Source organism: Rhodocytophaga rosea (assembly GCF_010119975.1).
GTDB classification, from domain to species: domain Bacteria; phylum Bacteroidota; class Bacteroidia; order Cytophagales; family 172606-1; genus Rhodocytophaga; species Rhodocytophaga rosea.
This window is the reverse complement of sequence record NZ_CP048222.1, coordinates 4,403,819-4,419,223: the sequence shown is the minus strand read 5'-3', so window position 1 is coordinate 4,419,223 and position 15,405 is coordinate 4,403,819. Positions and strand designations below refer to the sequence as shown.

Below are 15,405 nucleotides of genomic sequence, written 5' to 3'. Positions count from 1 at the left end.
GCTATCCTTTCCGCAATAGCTGGGGTGAATATCCGAATTTCCGTTTATAGGCGGCACTGAAATTATTATAATGCCCATAATGAAGTGTATCGGCTACCTGAAATACGGTTACATTTTCCTGCTGGAGAAGCAGGTGGGCATACTGAAGCTTTTTGTCATCAATAAACTTCATCACAGAGGTATTAAAAAGCGTTTTAAATCCGTATTTCAGCTTAAACAGGTTCAACCCAAACTGTTTGGTTAAGCTTTGCAGGGAATGATCTTCTAAAAAATGGCTTTCCAGGTAAAGCTTCAGTTCCTGTAATTTTTCCTGGTCTGCTTTTGTCAGTTTAGCGGTTGTATCTGGTTTATTGGAATGTTGCAGGCGATGCACTACCGACAACTGATGTACCAACAATAACTTTACCTGCGACTCCATATATACTTCCCGTAATTTTCCGGTGTACGGGCATTTTTGAATACCTGCCAGAATTTCGGATGCTGTCTGGTCTATCGTCAGATTGCCTTGTAGAGAATGCAGGCTTTCTTCATGGATAGTGGCTTTGTATAATAAGTTGCTCAGCTGATCATCAGAATCGCTGGTAAACTCTTCTAAAAAAGGAGTATGCATTTCTAACTTAATTACCAGATCTTCGTGCTGGGTATTTGCCGGTAAAACATACGTAGAATTCCTGGCCGGAAAAACATTGAATAGAGCCTGATTGGCCTCATAGCTTGCTTCCCATCTATCACCAGACAAACCTGGTTTGCCTGAAAGGCAAAAAGACATCAGCAGCGAAGGAACCTGAGGCCGGATGGGAATATGCAGGGTTTCCTGCCTGGGCTGATATATATTATTCATGACGGAAAAATCAGCATATTGCTCTATGTGAACCGTAAAATCTCCATGTCTGGGATCAGTTATTTGAAATTGCTCATTCTGGTTATGAGTGAATGCTGTGCTGATGGCCTCCCAGATTTCCAGTAGAGTTGCAGGCTTTTCTGATTGTACCATATTGTAAAAAGACATAAAAAAGCTTTTTTTGTTGGTATCAAAGATAAGCAGGCTTACAGGCAGACAGCAAACCAGGCAAGTATACAAAAAGTGGACACTCCCTTAATTCATATATAATCACCTTAAAAATAACGCAGATCAAGGCTTTAAAAATGAAACAGGTATTGCACTCTTTCTTCTACCGGCTGGCTGTATGGAAGATACACTGGCTGCGAATGCCACAAATTCACATAGGAAAGGGAGCGGGCTAAGGGGTAAAGTGTCCAGAGCAGGCAGATATAGACAAGGTATTTTTTTACCCTGGGTTTAGTAAAAGTCATCAGATACTGATCTACTAATCCAAAAAACAGCAACATACCAGTCACATAAACAGGTGCCAGAATGCGGTCGTCTATGTATTCGTTTACCGTAAAGCTAGCGGCATATGCCAACAGAAAATAACTCAGAAAAAATACAGTCAGTACGCCTGTTATTCTTGATTTATCAATCAGATCATATGAAACTGTTTTTAAAGCTTTGTTGGAATTAGCCAGGCTACGTTTAATAAAAACAACCAGCCAGATGATGACACTATATAGCAAACCTATCCGGAGAAGAACAGGTAATTTATTGGGTAAAAACCAGGCAGTAAGTACCTGATGAAATGCCAGAAAATGTTCCCCTATGCCCACACTAAATATGGTTTCACTGTAATCGTTCATGATCTGTCCTTTGACCAGATAATTTCTCGCCCACCAGAGAAGGAGTGGAATAATTGATACAAGCCCATATAGGACACCTCTTTGAAAGCGCCTAATCAAAGAAACCTCAGCCGTATACAGCCAGATGGCTATGCTGGTACCTATGATAAAAAATATGCCTACATGCCTTTGCAGGCACAACAGCATGCCAGCCAGCATCAGATCAACCAGGCTTAAAGGCCGTGGGTACTGTATATAATGTATCAGTACACTAAGTTGAATTACGGTTAACAGGCAGAACAAAGATTCGGACCATACAAAATGATTTACTACCAGAAGTGGGGTAGAAAATACGATTGCCATACAGAAAACTCCGAAAACAAAAGGCTCTTTTATCCAGTTATATGCCAGTTTGATTGAAAGTCCGACAGTTACACTCATGATGATGGCTTGTATCACTAAAATCTTGAGGAGTAAATTTCCAGGAAACACATCCAGGGCAGCAATCAGCATCGGATATAAAGGAGGCCATTCAATATAAGGCTGCTCATGCGGACGCAAAAATTCTCCTTTTTCTATCAGGGCATGTCCGGCATAAATATAATTAATGGAATCGTAGGTAAAACGTGGACCGTGGCTATACCCGGCAAACCATACTAGCATCAAAGCTAGAATGGCACCACTGGTTATTATCCATAAAAAAACCGAGCGGCTTCGTCGCATAATTTGTATTGGGGTGAATGTCCAGGCACAAAATAGCTATATTTGCCATTCAAAAACTATTGATGCCCTTATGATTAAGTATAATCCCAAAAAATGGTTTTCCCTGATCTTCCAGTTTCACCGCAGCGATACCTTTCGTATTCTGCTGCCCAGCATGATATTGATCGGCTTATACACAGCCGGATTTACCTATTTAGAGCTTGAAGTAGTTGAGTGGAGGGATGGGGCAACCACCACTGTACATTCGTTGCTGGGTATAGTGCTGGGCCTGGTTCTAGTATTCCGTACCAATTCAGCCTATGACCGGTGGTGGGAGGGCCGTAAGCTATGGGGTGCTTTGATCAACGAAACCCGGAATATGGCCATGAAAATCCAGGCTTTTTTGCCAGAAGATGATCTGCACAACCGCCAGTTTTTTTCTAAATACATAACCAATTATGTATATGCCATGAAAGGACATTTGCGGGGAAAAATAAATCTGGCGGAGCTTGAATTAATGCAAGAACTTCCGCTGCAGGAACTTGAAAAAGCCAAACATGTGCCTAACATCATTGCTACAGCGATATATATTAAATGTAACCAACTCTACCGCCGCCAGTTAATTTCCGGGGATCAGTTTATTATTCTGGACAAGGAAGTAAAAGCGCTTACCGATATTGTGGGTGCCTGCGAACGGATTAAGAATACACCAATCCCCTATTCTTACAGCCTGTTTATGAAAAAATTTATCTTCATCTACACCATGACGATGCCTTTAGGGTTTATTACCTCCTTTCAATACTGGACGATACCGGTTGTAATGTTTGTGTTTTATGTACTGGTGAGTATCGAACTCATTGCCGAAGAAATAGAAGAACCTTTTGGGGTTGATTCCAATGACCTTCCCATGGAAGAAATGGCACTTCGCATTAAACACAACGTAAGAGAAATCCTTTCAAATACTCATCGCTCACTCGTTACTGGTCATTAGGTATTGGTAATGAATTAATCAATATGGGCAATAACTTTAATGACAGATAATTAACTATTGGCTAACGAATAAAACAAGCAACTCTGTAGGATAGTTAGCGTACATACAAAGAGCGAATACAAATTAACCTTAACCAAAGCTCTTATGTATACCAAGAAATCTATTGTTGTGTGGATGTTAGGCATTTGCATCATGTTGTGCAGTTGCGAAAAGAAAGGCGAAGATGCCAGAAAAGAATTTTACGGAGATGGTACCAAAACCTGGCGGGTAGTGAAAGCCAGAAACGCAGAAGGCAAAAAAGAAGACGTATCAGACGCTGAAAAAAGAGATGTTTTGCGGTTCAATTCCGATGGTTCTTTTAGTGCAAATGCAGTAGAAGGCAATGCAGAAGGCACCTGGACCTATGATCCGGCGGCTAAACTACTGACTTTACAATTTGCAGGTGCCAGTGTTACTGAATCTCATAGTGTAGTAGATTTAAGCGATGATAAGATTCGCCTCAAAGCTGGAGATGGCTCCGAAATGACGCTGGAGGCAGAATAAAATTTTTGTAAAATAAAAGTTAAAAGGCCAGTTTGAACTGGCCTTTTAACTTTTATTCACTTGCGTAGTTATATCAATACTAAAGATATTTGATGTATATTTAGAGATAAAATAAAATCAAACTGTCGAAATCCGCTTATATCATGCGTTCGTATGTAGCTTATTTATATGCCTTAACAAAAAAGTTATAACTATTGAATAAATTTACAGTATATTAATTACATCTTGATTTACTATCTACTACATTAAACTTAATTATATGAGAAAATACCTTTTACTCTTATTTACATGCATATCATTTTATCATGCCCTACAAGCACAATTAGTGATGAAGGATGCCTTTCCGGCATTAACCTTTCCTCAGCCAGTAGAGTTAACTGGTGCTGGCGACGGCTCCAACCGATTATTTGTAGTATCGCAGACCGGGGTTATTTATGTAATGCCTAATAGCGCTTCAGCAACCTCCACGGTATTCCTCAATATGACCAACAGAGTACTAACCGGCGGAGAACGGGGATTATTAGGGCTTGCCTTTCATCCAGCATACAGACAAAATGGTTATTTTTACGTCAGTTATAACAGAACGCCTAACAGTGCCCGTGTTATTTCAAGATTTAAGGTAAGCCCTACCAATCCAAATGTAGCAGACCCTGCCAGTGAACTTATTGTGCTAACGTATCCTCAACCCTATTCCAACCATAACGGAGGAAAAATTGCTTTCGGTAAAGATGGGTATCTCTATATTTCGACAGGGGATGGCGGCAGTTCTGGTGATCCTAACAATTATGCACAAAACCTTACGGTCCTCTTAGGTAAAATGCTCCGGATCGATATAAACAGAACATCACCTGGATTAAACTATGCTATTCCAGCCGATAATCCTCTTATTGCAGTTCCAGGGGTCCGTAAAGAAATATACGCCTATGGTTTACGTAATCCCTGGAAATTTAGTGTTGACCCGGTTACTGGTCTTATTGTATTGGGAGATGTAGGCCAGGGGCAGCGGGAAGAAATAAATGTCATTATAAAAGGAGGTAATTACGGATGGCGTTTAAAAGAAGGTAGCCTCTGTTATAATCCCGCTCCTAATACAGATTGTAGTAGTTATACAAATTTAATCCCCCCAGTTTATGAGTACGACCGAACCCAGGGCAGTTCTGTTACAGGTGGTTATGTATATCGCGGAAAAATTCCTTATTTATATGGGAAATATATTTACGGGGATTTTGGTAGCGGTAATATTTGGGTTGGTAGTGCTAACTTTGCCGATAGTACGATATCTAATAATTTATTGCAAAAATTTCCTGGTCAGATTTCTTCTTTTGGTGAAGATGATCAAAGAGAGTTATATGTATGTAATTATAGCAATGGAAAAATTTATAAAATTACGGATGAGGCCACTATCATCTCCTATCTGGTAAGTCCAGCTAACGGTGCTACCGGAATAACCTCTCCAGCGTATGTAGCCAATTCTGTACCTGGAGCGACAAGTTATACCATTGAGCTCAATACCAATGCTACTTTCACAGGGACTGCTTTGGTGCAGACTTCGGCCAGCCGGATTATCAACTTCACCAACCTGGCTTTGGGCCAAACTTACTATGCCAGAGTTAAAACCAACCTATCCCCTAACTGGGGTAGAACAACCACCTTTACCACTGGTACAGCCGAAAGTTATGCCTACCTGGCCAGCCCAAGCAACGGAACTACCGGTGTGACCTCTCCAGCGTATGTAGCCAATTCTGTACCTGGAGCGACAAGTTATACCATTGAGCTCAATACCAATGCTACTTTCACAGGGACTGCTTTGGTGCAGACTTCGGCCAGCCGGATTATCAACTTCACCAACCTGGCTTTGGGCCAAACTTACTATGCCAGAGTTAAAACCAACCTATCCCCTAACTGGGGTAGAACAACCACCTTTACCACTGGTACAGCCGAAAGTTATGCCTACCTGGCCAGCCCAAGCAACGGAACTACCGGTGTGACCTCTCCAGCGTATGTAGCCAATTCTGTACCTGGAGCGACAAGTTATACCATTGAACTCAATACCAATGCTACTTTCACAGGGACTGCTTTGGTGCAGACTTCGGCCAGCCGGATTATCAACTTCACCAACCTGGCTTTGGGCCAAACTTACTATGCCAGAGTTAAAACCAACCTATCCCCTAACTGGGGTAGAACCACTAGCTTTACTACCGCCGGAAGTTCAATTGCCAGAATAGCAAGTGAAGAAGAAGTAGTAAATCAGGCATATGGTTATCAGCATCAACGAGTATATCCAAATCCATTTACAGGTTATATTAACCTGCAAGTAGATACTCAACTTGAGCCTGTTACCATACGTATTGCTAATCTGCAAGGAATAGTAGTATATGAAGCAACTGGCGCATTTTCAAATGAAGAAATAAAATTAGGAGAAACACTGCCAGCTGGTACTTATATTTTGCAGGTATTTGGGGATAAGAAGATAAGTACGTACAGAATAGTTAAGGTAAATTAATGAAGAAACTATTAGTTACTGGAAATATAAAAGGCGTATGAACAGATCTGTTGAATAAACCAGAGAAATCTTAATAATTTGTAGCTTTCATATGCTGATAATTTCTACCTTTGTAGCTTTCATTTCCTTAGACTTTATCCGATCACTGATGAAATCACTGTTTCTGTTTTTACAAAAAATAAATACTGCCAAAAGTAGTCTGAAACAATTTATAGCTGTACTTGCCCTGCTGATGAGTACGATAGGTTTGTCTGGCTGTAATGATAATGTAAATCCTTCGTTTGGATATGCTTTCGCCGGAACCTGGGTGTTATTGGCCATTGCTTTTTTTATTGCCACTTCCGTTACCAAAAAAAATGACGATCATCACGGACATAAACACTAAGAGCAAATACGTAATATACTTTAGTATTATTTAACTTCATTGATAATAGGGCTGGCAGTTTTTCTGTTAGCCCTTTCTTCTTTCAGCCGGCGCAGGTCGAGGTAGCGCATCACCGGAAAAGCGGTAATGCCATGCAGTACAATAGAAACTACTACTACAAAACTCACAATTGACCACAGCTCTCCTGCCTGGGTGAAGCTTGTTTGGTAAAAGGCAAAGGCTAAATAGTAAAAAGAGCCTATTCCCCGGATTCCAAAAAAACTTATGGCTAGTTTTTCTTTTAAGTTCACATCTGTGCCTATCAATCCTAACATACTCGCCAAAGGGCGGATAATAAATAACAGGCCTAATCCTAGTAAAGCGCCAGGCCAGGTAAGATCATCTAGTAAGCCTTTCAGTAAACTTCCGCCAAAGGGAATGAGCACAATCACCATAAGTAAACGTTCTACCTGGTCAGTAAAATCATGTAACTCTTTGTGGTATTTATGTTGCCGCTCCCGGCTGCTTAAGGTCAGGCCGGCTACGAATACAGCAATGAACCCATATCCATGAATCATTTCGGTAAGCCCATACACAAGCAGGGTGGCCGATAAAGCCAGAAAACCATCTTTTGCCTCCGGAAATTTAGAAATCTTAGGCAAACGGAATACCACAAAAGCCAGAAGTCTTCCCATCAGGTAACCCATACCAGCGCCTGCAGTGATTTTATATAATACATCTTTTAGAAACCAGTTATCAAGCCATTGCTCTCTGGTTGCCGCTGCAATAGCCAGATTGATAGCCAGCCAGGTAAAAGGAAAAGCCATCCCATCATTCAAACCGGCTTCGGCCGTTAATGAAAACCGTACATGGTCTTCTTGTTCTTCACTGGGCGGACCTACCTGTACATCTCCGGCCAGAACAGGGTCGGTAGGTGCCAGTACTGCCCCTAATAAAATAGCAGATGCCGGAACCAAACCAAGTGCCCACCAGCCGAAAAACGCTACAGCAGCAATTGTTACAATCATGGTAACCGTTACCAGCCGGAGAGGAATACTCCATTTTTTTAAGCTAAAAGGGCGGTTGATTTTAATGCCTGTACCCATCAGCGTAATAATTACACTCAATTCTGTCAACCTAACTACAAAGCTTTCTTCTTTCTTTAAATCCGGATCAGGTAATTCTAAAGGCAAACTATATAATAATATACCCAGCAATAGGTATAAAATAGGATAAGACAAAGGTAATTCTGCCAGCCAGTTGGGAAGCCAGGTCATGCCTAAGGCAGCCAGGCCAATAATAGTAATTACAAGTATATAAGGGTCCATTCAGGTGACTGGTAAGCAATACTTTCAGAAATACTGGTTGCAAGGCGCTTGGTATGTAAAAAGTAAGAGAGTGTCTGTTGCATTTGCATCCAATGATAGAGGGACGTAAAAACAAGCCAAAAAGTTACTGAAGGCTTCCAGCCTGAGACTGCTCCGAAATATTGCAGGAATCGTGTTTCTTAAAATTAGTTTAATCTAAAGCTAACAGCTATAAAACCAAGGATATCCGGCCAGAACAATATTAACAAAGGTTCTATATATTGAATGGATGAAGGCTAACTCCTTTTCCACCTGATAATTCATCTTCCTACAGAGCATATTCTCAGGAAGGTAAAACAGGTAATTCCTGTTGCCAGCAGAATCTATCCTGATAATATCCATACATGCAGAAACCGGAAAGATGCTATGCAGGTGGTTATAGAATTATATAAATAAACCCGCAAGTGTTTATTTAACTTGCGGGTTTTAAATAATGTTAACTTAAGAGGTTTATACTATTAGAAATAGCCCTGCTTTTTCCGGTCTTCCATAGCCGCTTCCGAACGTTTGTCATCTGCCCTGCTACCCCTTTCGGTTACCCTGGCCGAAGCAACTTCCTGAATGATTTCTTCCAGCGTAGCAGCATCTGATTCAACCGCACCCGTAATTGTCATATCGCCTACTGTACGGTAACGAATCTGTCTTTCTTCATATGATTCACCATTGAGCAGGGTGATGTAATTGGATTTTGCCAGCAGCATGCCTCCCCGGTTTACAATCGTGCGTTTATGGGTAAAATAAATACTTGGAATTTCAAGGCCTTCCATCGTAATGTATTGCCAAACGTCCATTTCTGTCCAGTTGGAGAGGGGAAATACCCGGAAATGTTCGCCGGCATGTTTTTTACCATTAAACAAATTCCAGAGTTCCGGCCGCTGATTTTTGGGGTCCCACTGGCCAAATTCATCCCGGTGAGAAAAGAAACGCTCTTTAGCTCTGGCCTTTTCTTCGTCGCGCCTAGCGCCACCAAAAGCGGCATCAAACTTAAATTCCTCAATAGCATCCAGTAAGGTAATGGTTTGCAGGGAATTACGGCTTGGATTTAGCCCTTTTTCTTCCACAGCCCGGCCTTTGTCAATAGAATCCTGAACACTGCGGATGATGAGACGGGCACCAGTTTGTTCCACAAGTTTATCGCGGAAAGCAAGGGTTTCTTCAAAATTATGCCCGGTATCAATGTGCATCAGTGGAAAGGGAAATTTAGCAGGCCAGAATGCTTTTTGTGCAAGCCGAACCATGACTATAGAATCTTTGCCGCCGGAAAAAAGTAATACTGGTTTTTCGAACTGCGCCGCTACTTCGCGCATGATAAAAATGGCTTCTGCTTCTAATTGTTTGAGGTGAGATAAATTATAGGATTGCATTATTTAATTGCGAATTGTAAGATTAAAAGATTTGAAAACTGGAATGAGTTACACACAAGTACCTGGTATCTAACTACAACATCGTTCCAATTTCATTTGATTTTCGACATGTGAACCAGCCTGGCAATAAAATATTGGGGAAATAAATAACCTACTCATCTAACATCAACATTTATTTATATTAAGATTAAGATAATTTATCAAAAATACGTTTGAACGATACTTCATTGCCGATTTTTTGGCTTAGCTCATCAATTTTCACTCTTTCCTGTGCCATCGTATCCCGGTAACGGATGGTCACCGTATCATTCTCCATCGTTTCATAATCTACGGCAATACAGAAAGGCGTTCCGATCAGATCCTGACGGGTATATCGTTTACCAATGGCATCCCGGTCTTCGTAAATAACATTAAAATCGTACTTAAGTAAATTGAAGATCATTTGTGCTTTTTCAGCCAATCCATCCTTCCTGACTAGTGGAAAAATAGCAGCTTTTATTGGCGCCAGAGCCGGATGTAATTTCAGGTAAATACGTTCTTTTTGCTGATCGCCCTCTCCTACGGTTTCTTCCGTGTAGGCATTGCATAAAGTAGCCAGGAATAAACGGTCGGCACCCACAGAGGTTTCTACTACATAGGGAACATAATTTCCATACGGCTTACCATTTTCATTCAGGTCATTGTCAAAATACTGCATTTTCTTCTTCGACAGCTTCTGATGTTCGGTTAAATCAAAATCAGTTCGTGAATGAATGCCTTCTATCTCTTTAAAGCCAAATGGGAACTCAAATTCAATATCAACCGCAGCATTGGCATAATGGGCCAGTTTTTCATGTTTGTGGTATTTGAGTTTTTCAGCCGGAAGGCCGATCGCCTGGTGCCAGCGGAACCTGGTTTCTTTCCATTGTTCATACCACTTCATTTCTTCACCAGGACGGATAAAAAACTGCATTTCCATCTGCTCAAATTCCCGCATCCGGAAAATAAATTGCTTGGCTACAATCTCATTCCGGAAAGCTTTACCGATCTGGGCAATACCGAAAGGAATTTTCATCCGGCCGGTTTTCTGTACATTTAAAAAGTTTACAAATATACCCTGTGCCGTTTCCGGACGTAGATAAATGGTATCGGCTTCTTCTGCTACAGAACCTACTTTGGTGGAAAACATCAGGTTAAACTGCCGTACATCTGTCCAGTTAGCGGTGCCAGAAAGCGGGCATTTGATATTTTCTTCCACAATTAAATTATATACCCCTTTCAGGTCATTAGCGCCCAGCAACTGATTCATTTTTGCACGAAGATCCTTGGCTTTCTTTACATCGCCAGCCTGCTCATATTCATCAGCTTTATCTTCAATCAGATTATCTGCCCGGTAGCGCTTTTTAGAATCTTTGTTATCAATCATGGGGTCGTTGAACCCATCCACATGTCCGGAGGCTTTCCAGGTAAGCGGATTCATAAAAATAGCTGCATCAATACCCACCACATTATCGTTGAGCTGGGTCATGCTTTTCCACCACAGGGTTTTGAGGTTATTTTTTAGTTCTACGCCATATTGCCCGTAATCGTATACCGCCTGCAATCCATCATAAATCTCACTGGAAGGAAATACAAATCCATATTCTTTGGCATGAGAAATAATTTTTTTGAAGATATTTTCGCTTGTAACGGTTTTATCTGGTGTTGTCATGGGGCAAAGATAAACTGATAATTTTAAAAATGCGGAAAATTGCAAATTTGAAAGTCGATAACAAAAAAAATCACTTAAAATTTGTTGTTTGCGTTTGAATGATCTATAACAACTCAAAGCCATGAAACCCACTGAAACACTGAAAATAGGAGGCGTACCCGAACATTTTAACCTGCCCTGGCACCAGGCAATCAGCCAGGGGGATTTTGAGGGCCAAGGCATACAAATAGAGTGGAAAGAATATCCTGGCGGCACCGGCGAAATGACCAGGGATTTGCGAAATGGAAGCCTCGATCTGGCAGTACTGCTCACTGAAGGCATCGTTGCCGATATTGTAAAAGGCAATCCCAGTAAAATTATAAGCTTGTATGTAGAATCGCCGCTAATTTGGGGCATACATGTTCCTGCACATTCCGGTTTACAAAATATAGAAGATATTCAGGGAAAACGTTATGCTATTAGCCGGATGGGTTCAGGGTCACATTTGATGGCTTTTGTAGATACCAGCCAGAGAGGATGGCCGCTTACTGAAGAGCAATTAGTGATCGTAGGTAATTTACAGGGAGCCCGGGAAGCTTTCCGCAACAATGAAGCAGAAGTATTTATGTGGGAGCGATTTATGACCCAGCCTTTTGTAGACAATGGTGAATTCCGCAGAGTGGGAGAATGCCCTACACCCTGGCCTTGTTTTGTGATTGCTGCCAGAAACGAAGTAATTGCTACTAGAAAAGAAGCGTTACAAAAGGTATTACAAACCATCTATCAGGCAAATGGAGAATTTATGCAAAATAAAAGTGCACCTGGAATGGTTTCAGAACGCTTTGGCATAAAGCCCGACGATGCAACTGCCTGGTTTGCACATACAAAGTGGGCATCAAATAGCCAACTTTCACCAAAAATCCTGACTGAGGTAGTTGATACCTTGTACCGCTTACATCTCATTGACAGGCAAGCAAAGCCGGAAGAAGTGTATATCCAGGTATAAATGTAAATGCCACGCCTTTAGAGGCGTGGCAATAAACCAGTTCAAGTTACAATAGTATATACCTGTTTTATATTTATTTACTAGTAGTTCATAAAATATAAGATGTCAGGTAAATTAGGTAATTTGATCAAAAAAGCCATGGTCATTTATCGAATTACCCTCAGTGCTGAAGAAAGAAGGATCTTAAGTAGTTGGATAAATAAAGGCAGCCGAAAGGCCAAAGATATTCAAAAAGCCTATGTGCTGTTAGCCAGCGATGAAACAACAGGCAGGCAAAGTGAGACTGAGTTGGCAGAAACTTATAAATTATCTACCAGAAGTGTGGAGCGTATCCGTAAGTGTTTTTGTGAGCAGGGCATGGGCATGTTTGATAAGAAAACAAGAAAATTAAGAAGCGACAAAAAGATAGATGGGAAGGTAGAAGCGCATCTGCTGGCATTAGTCTGTAGTGAGCCGCCTCAAGGACAGGCAAAATGGAAACTGCAACTGCTGGCAGACAGATTAGTAGAACTCAAGGTGATTGACTCCATTTCCCATACGAGTGTGGCAAGCCTGTTAAAAAAAATGAGCTTAAGCCTTGGCTGAGGCCCATGTGGGTGATCCCCCCTAAACAAAATGCAGGGTTTGTTTATCAAATGGAAAAAGTGATTTCAGTCTATGAAAGGCCATATGATGAAAAGCAGCTGCTGGTCACTTTGGATGAATCACCCAAACAACTTATTGAAAGCAAACACTTCATAGGCAAAGATGGAAAACAGTATCAGGACAGTATCTATACAAGACATGGAGTGCGTGATATCTATATGGTCTTTGAGCCATTAGCCGGTAAACGATATTGTTTTGTGGAGCAAAACCACAACCGTTTCACCTGGGTAAAGATTCTAAGCCGGTTGTTGGATACTACTTACAAAGCATGCGAGAAAATCACTTTAGTAGAGGATAACTTGTCGGCTCACAAACCAAGTGCTTTTTATGAACTTTATCAACCTGAGAAAGCTAAAGCGTATTTAGACAGGATAGAGTTTATCTTTACCCCGGCTCATGGCAGTTGGCTCAATATGGCAGAAATAGAGCTATCAGTGTTACAAAGAGATTGCCTTGACAGGCACATTGCCACAGAGGATGAGTTAATAAAACAGCTAAGCGCCTGGCAGGAGAGCAGAAATAACAAAGCAGTAAAAGCTAATTGGCAGTTCACCAATCAAGATGCCAGGGTTAAACTCAAAAAACTATACCCGACTATTTAATGTTTATAGACTACTAGTTACTAGCAGCTTTTTCTGCAATCATCACCGTGATTTCAGATTTCAGCTTGTTTTCTTTGGTAAAGGGAATTGTATTGTCGAAGTACCACTTGTTGGTCAATACTGGACTGGCCGGATTGGCATAATACACCACATTGTATATTTTGCTATTTTCTTCCAGAATTTCCTCTTTCGGCCGCAAGGTCATGCCCATATAATTGAAATAGGCAAACTTATCGGCTGGAGAAATCAATAATGGGGCAGTTTCTATTTTACGGCCATTGCCACTGTACTTAATCGCTTTTCCGAGGCTTTCAAATTTTTCTTTGTGTTTGATGGCCAGTTTCTTGTCACTATCTAAATGAGCACGATACAATTTCTGATGCGCCAGTAATGACACCGGATTGATTTTAAGCAAGGAATCAGCCAATGCTGCGGTTGAAGCATCTTCTTTGCCTTTTTCTACTTTTAGCAATTCTTTCTCCAGTAGCCAGCTTTCATAAGGCTTATAGTCGCTCAAGGTACTGAAGCCATAATACAACATCACCAAAGATTCGGTATCCAGTTCCTGGTCTTTATTGAATTTTTCCAGCAAGGTTGTATGGTAATATTTACCATTCGGGTCAGAAACCTGCTTTTGGATTTCTTCCAGACTAAAGCTGCCAATTTGCTGGGCGTGTGTAACAGAACTAATGAATAATAAAGCTGGGGCTAATAAAAAATAAGCAAGCTTTTTCATAAGAATTAATTGATTGGAAGATTTAAAAATTAGAAAATTAATGTAGGGTAATAAGCAAGTTGAGTAGGATAACTTCTATGGAATATCCTTATGAATCAATGTTAATTGAAATAGTGTTCTGGCAACTGAGAAGAAGCTTCACTTTGAGCATTTTCTCTGCCGATCTGGGAAATGGTTCCCATAAAAATATTCCGGTGAACGGTGTGTTTATCGGCTTGTAAGTGTATTTCTGTTTCAGCACCTAATAATTCCAGGGTATTTCCTTTTCTCTCCACTTTATACACCAATGGCTGTTGTGAATCACCTAACAACAGATACCCATTTTCCAGGTGGTATACGCCAGAAATGGCTGTATTTCCTTCCGTCTGGAACAGGAACATACCTTGTTGCAGGTATAACTGATACCCCTGGCCACTCCAGTACCCTTCGATAGAGGTGGATTTTTGCTGTGCTGATACTGAAAGAGAAAATGTGAAGGCAACAAAAAAGATGATTGTTAAAACAAATACGCGGACGAATGTAAATTTCATTGTTGTTTAGAATGATAAGAGGATGTTTTAGCAGTAATGGTGAGAATAAAAGAAAGTAACCTTCTGGTATAAAAATTTTCTTCAACATCTGCTTATGGCAAAGTGCAAGGATAGGAAACTAAAAGATATGATGACCGAAATAGTAAATACCTATGTAAAACATTAATATCTATTTACAGTTCTTCTCTAGCAGATTCATCCGTTTAAATATTGTAACCATGTAGCCTGTTATATGCTTTTTTTTGTATTATGTGCCATAATTTAAACCTCCTATGAGAACCGTCAAATTCATCTTTCTTGGCATTGTAATTATCGCACTGGCCATCCTTTCGTACTTTTTATTCGGCAATTATAGTGAAGGCAACCGGGCAGGCACCATTGCCAAACTAAGCCGCAGGGGAGTTCTCATCAAAACATACGAGGGTCAACTCAATATAGGGGGCATCTCCACAGATGGCAGCCATACCTCTCCTTTGTGGGATTTTAGTGTAAGCAATGGCGAGAAGGAAGTCATTAAGCAACTCGAAGACGCTGCTTTGACAGGTGATCATGTAAAACTGTATTATAAAGAAAAATTTTATACGCTTTCCTGGCGGGGAGAAACCAAATACTTCGTTTATAAGGTTGAAACAGCGCCTAATCACGGTAATAGAACTCAGTAGATATTAAAAGCCTTTCGATAAACGAAAGGCTTTTTTATTAACATTCT

15 protein-coding genes are annotated in these 15,405 nt (G+C 40.8%); 8 read left to right on the top strand and 7 right to left on the bottom strand.

Features of this window, described 5'->3' with window-relative positions; genetic code table 11:
- Position 1: 1 nt before the first annotated feature.
- Together GXP67_RS18280 and GXP67_RS18275 are read right to left on the bottom strand one after the other, a co-directional pair.
- Entirely contained in the window at positions 2–1,009 is a 1,008-nt protein-coding gene (locus GXP67_RS18280) for a helix-turn-helix domain-containing protein (RefSeq protein WP_162444459.1), read from the bottom strand.
- Between the two features lie 131 nt (positions 1,010–1,140).
- Complete coding sequence (locus GXP67_RS18275; protein WP_162444458.1) at positions 1,141–2,397, bottom strand: ArnT family glycosyltransferase; 1,257 nt, start codon at positions 2,395–2,397, stop codon at positions 1,141–1,143.
- 70 nt (positions 2,398–2,467) lie between these two features.
- On the opposite strand from GXP67_RS18275, the gene GXP67_RS18270 reads away from it, so the two are divergent.
- The 4 genes from GXP67_RS18270 (at position 2,468) to GXP67_RS18255 (ending at position 6,798) form a co-directional block, all read left to right on the top strand.
- Positions 2,468–3,367 carry a bestrophin family protein gene (locus GXP67_RS18270; RefSeq protein ID WP_162444457.1) on the top strand — a complete coding sequence of 300 codons (900 nt, stop codon included), beginning with the start codon at positions 2,468–2,470 and terminating at the stop codon, positions 3,365–3,367.
- 144 nt (positions 3,368–3,511) lie between these two features.
- Complete coding sequence (locus GXP67_RS18265; protein WP_162444456.1) at positions 3,512–3,910, top strand: lipocalin family protein; 399 nt, start codon at positions 3,512–3,514, stop codon at positions 3,908–3,910.
- Between the two features lie 259 nt (positions 3,911–4,169).
- A complete protein-coding gene (locus GXP67_RS18260; RefSeq protein WP_162444455.1) occupies positions 4,170–6,413 on the top strand; it encodes a PQQ-dependent sugar dehydrogenase in 2,244 nt (747 codons plus the stop codon).
- A gap of 148 nt (positions 6,414–6,561) precedes the next feature.
- Entirely contained in the window at positions 6,562–6,798 is a 237-nt protein-coding gene (locus GXP67_RS18255) for a hypothetical protein (protein ID WP_162444454.1), read from the top strand.
- A 26-nt stretch (positions 6,799–6,824) separates the two neighbouring features.
- On the opposite strand, the gene GXP67_RS18250 is transcribed toward GXP67_RS18255, so the two are convergent.
- From GXP67_RS18250 to GXP67_RS18240, 3 genes are all read right to left on the bottom strand, one after another.
- Positions 6,825–8,105, bottom strand: a complete 1,281-nt coding sequence (locus GXP67_RS18250) for a cation:proton antiporter (protein ID WP_162444453.1) — start codon at positions 8,103–8,105, stop codon at positions 6,825–6,827.
- 497 nt (positions 8,106–8,602) lie between these two features.
- The gene (gene cysD / locus GXP67_RS18245) at positions 8,603–9,508 is read right to left on the bottom strand and encodes a sulfate adenylyltransferase subunit CysD (protein ID WP_162444452.1); all 906 of its coding nucleotides are present in this window, start codon (positions 9,506–9,508) and stop codon (positions 8,603–8,605) included.
- A gap of 187 nt (positions 9,509–9,695) precedes the next feature.
- Positions 9,696–11,198: a glycine--tRNA ligase gene (locus GXP67_RS18240; RefSeq protein ID WP_162444451.1), complete on the bottom strand. Its 1,503-nt coding sequence runs from the start codon at positions 11,196–11,198 to the stop codon at positions 9,696–9,698.
- 121 nt (positions 11,199–11,319) lie between these two features.
- Between GXP67_RS18240 and GXP67_RS18235 the strand changes: the two genes are divergently transcribed.
- The 3 genes from GXP67_RS18235 (at position 11,320) to GXP67_RS18225 (ending at position 13,430) form a co-directional block, all read left to right on the top strand.
- Complete coding sequence (locus GXP67_RS18235; RefSeq protein WP_162444450.1) at positions 11,320–12,183, top strand: substrate-binding domain-containing protein; 864 nt, start codon at positions 11,320–11,322, stop codon at positions 12,181–12,183.
- Positions 12,184–12,285: 102 nt separating this feature from the next.
- On the top strand, positions 12,286–12,768 hold the full coding sequence (locus GXP67_RS18230) for a helix-turn-helix domain-containing protein (protein WP_197901563.1): 483 nt from the start codon (positions 12,286–12,288) through the stop codon (positions 12,766–12,768).
- A gap of 5 nt (positions 12,769–12,773) precedes the next feature.
- On the top strand, positions 12,774–13,430 hold the full coding sequence (locus tag GXP67_RS18225) for an IS630 family transposase (protein ID WP_162442048.1): 657 nt from the start codon (positions 12,774–12,776) through the stop codon (positions 13,428–13,430).
- 13 nt (positions 13,431–13,443) lie between these two features.
- Here GXP67_RS18225 and GXP67_RS18220 read toward each other — a convergent pair whose 3' ends face one another.
- Together GXP67_RS18220 and GXP67_RS18215 are read right to left on the bottom strand one after the other, a co-directional pair.
- Positions 13,444–14,166: a DUF4919 domain-containing protein gene (locus tag GXP67_RS18220; protein ID WP_162444449.1), complete on the bottom strand. Its 723-nt coding sequence runs from the start codon at positions 14,164–14,166 to the stop codon at positions 13,444–13,446.
- Positions 14,167–14,267: 101 nt separating this feature from the next.
- On the bottom strand, positions 14,268–14,696 hold the full coding sequence (locus tag GXP67_RS18215; protein ID WP_162444448.1) for a hypothetical protein: 429 nt from the start codon (positions 14,694–14,696) through the stop codon (positions 14,268–14,270).
- Positions 14,697–14,968: 272 nt separating this feature from the next.
- Here GXP67_RS18215 and GXP67_RS18210 point away from each other — a divergent pair, with 272 nt between their 5' ends.
- Entirely contained in the window at positions 14,969–15,358 is a 390-nt protein-coding gene (locus tag GXP67_RS18210; protein ID WP_162444447.1) for a DUF8785 domain-containing protein, read from the top strand.
- Positions 15,359–15,405: the final 47 nt, after the last annotated feature.

Coding starts and splice junctions, on each gene's coding strand:
- GXP67_RS18240 (WP_162444451.1), bottom strand. CDS start 11,198: ATGACAACACCAGATAAAACCGTTACAAGCGAAAATATCTTCAAAAAA.
- GXP67_RS18225 (WP_162442048.1), top strand. CDS start 12,774: ATGTGGGTGATCCCCCCTAAACAAAATGCAGGGTTTGTTTATCAAATG.
- GXP67_RS18250 (WP_162444453.1), bottom strand. CDS start 8,105: ATGGACCCTTATATACTTGTAATTACTATTATTGGCCTGGCTGCCTTA.
- GXP67_RS18270 (WP_162444457.1), top strand. CDS start 2,468: ATGATTAAGTATAATCCCAAAAAATGGTTTTCCCTGATCTTCCAGTTT.
- GXP67_RS18260 (WP_162444455.1), top strand. CDS start 4,170: ATGAGAAAATACCTTTTACTCTTATTTACATGCATATCATTTTATCAT.
- GXP67_RS18255 (WP_162444454.1), top strand. CDS start 6,562: ATGAAATCACTGTTTCTGTTTTTACAAAAAATAAATACTGCCAAAAGT.
- GXP67_RS18280 (WP_162444459.1), bottom strand. CDS start 1,009: ATGTCTTTTTACAATATGGTACAATCAGAAAAGCCTGCAACTCTACTG.
- cysD (WP_162444452.1), bottom strand. CDS start 9,508: ATGCAATCCTATAATTTATCTCACCTCAAACAATTAGAAGCAGAAGCC.
- GXP67_RS18235 (WP_162444450.1), top strand. CDS start 11,320: ATGAAACCCACTGAAACACTGAAAATAGGAGGCGTACCCGAACATTTT.
- GXP67_RS18275 (WP_162444458.1), bottom strand. CDS start 2,397: ATGCGACGAAGCCGCTCGGTTTTTTTATGGATAATAACCAGTGGTGCC.
- GXP67_RS18220 (WP_162444449.1), bottom strand. CDS start 14,166: ATGAAAAAGCTTGCTTATTTTTTATTAGCCCCAGCTTTATTATTCATT.
- GXP67_RS18210 (WP_162444447.1), top strand. CDS start 14,969: ATGAGAACCGTCAAATTCATCTTTCTTGGCATTGTAATTATCGCACTG.
- GXP67_RS18265 (WP_162444456.1), top strand. CDS start 3,512: ATGTATACCAAGAAATCTATTGTTGTGTGGATGTTAGGCATTTGCATC.
- GXP67_RS18230 (WP_197901563.1), top strand. CDS start 12,286: ATGTCAGGTAAATTAGGTAATTTGATCAAAAAAGCCATGGTCATTTAT.
- GXP67_RS18215 (WP_162444448.1), bottom strand. CDS start 14,696: ATGAAATTTACATTCGTCCGCGTATTTGTTTTAACAATCATCTTTTTT.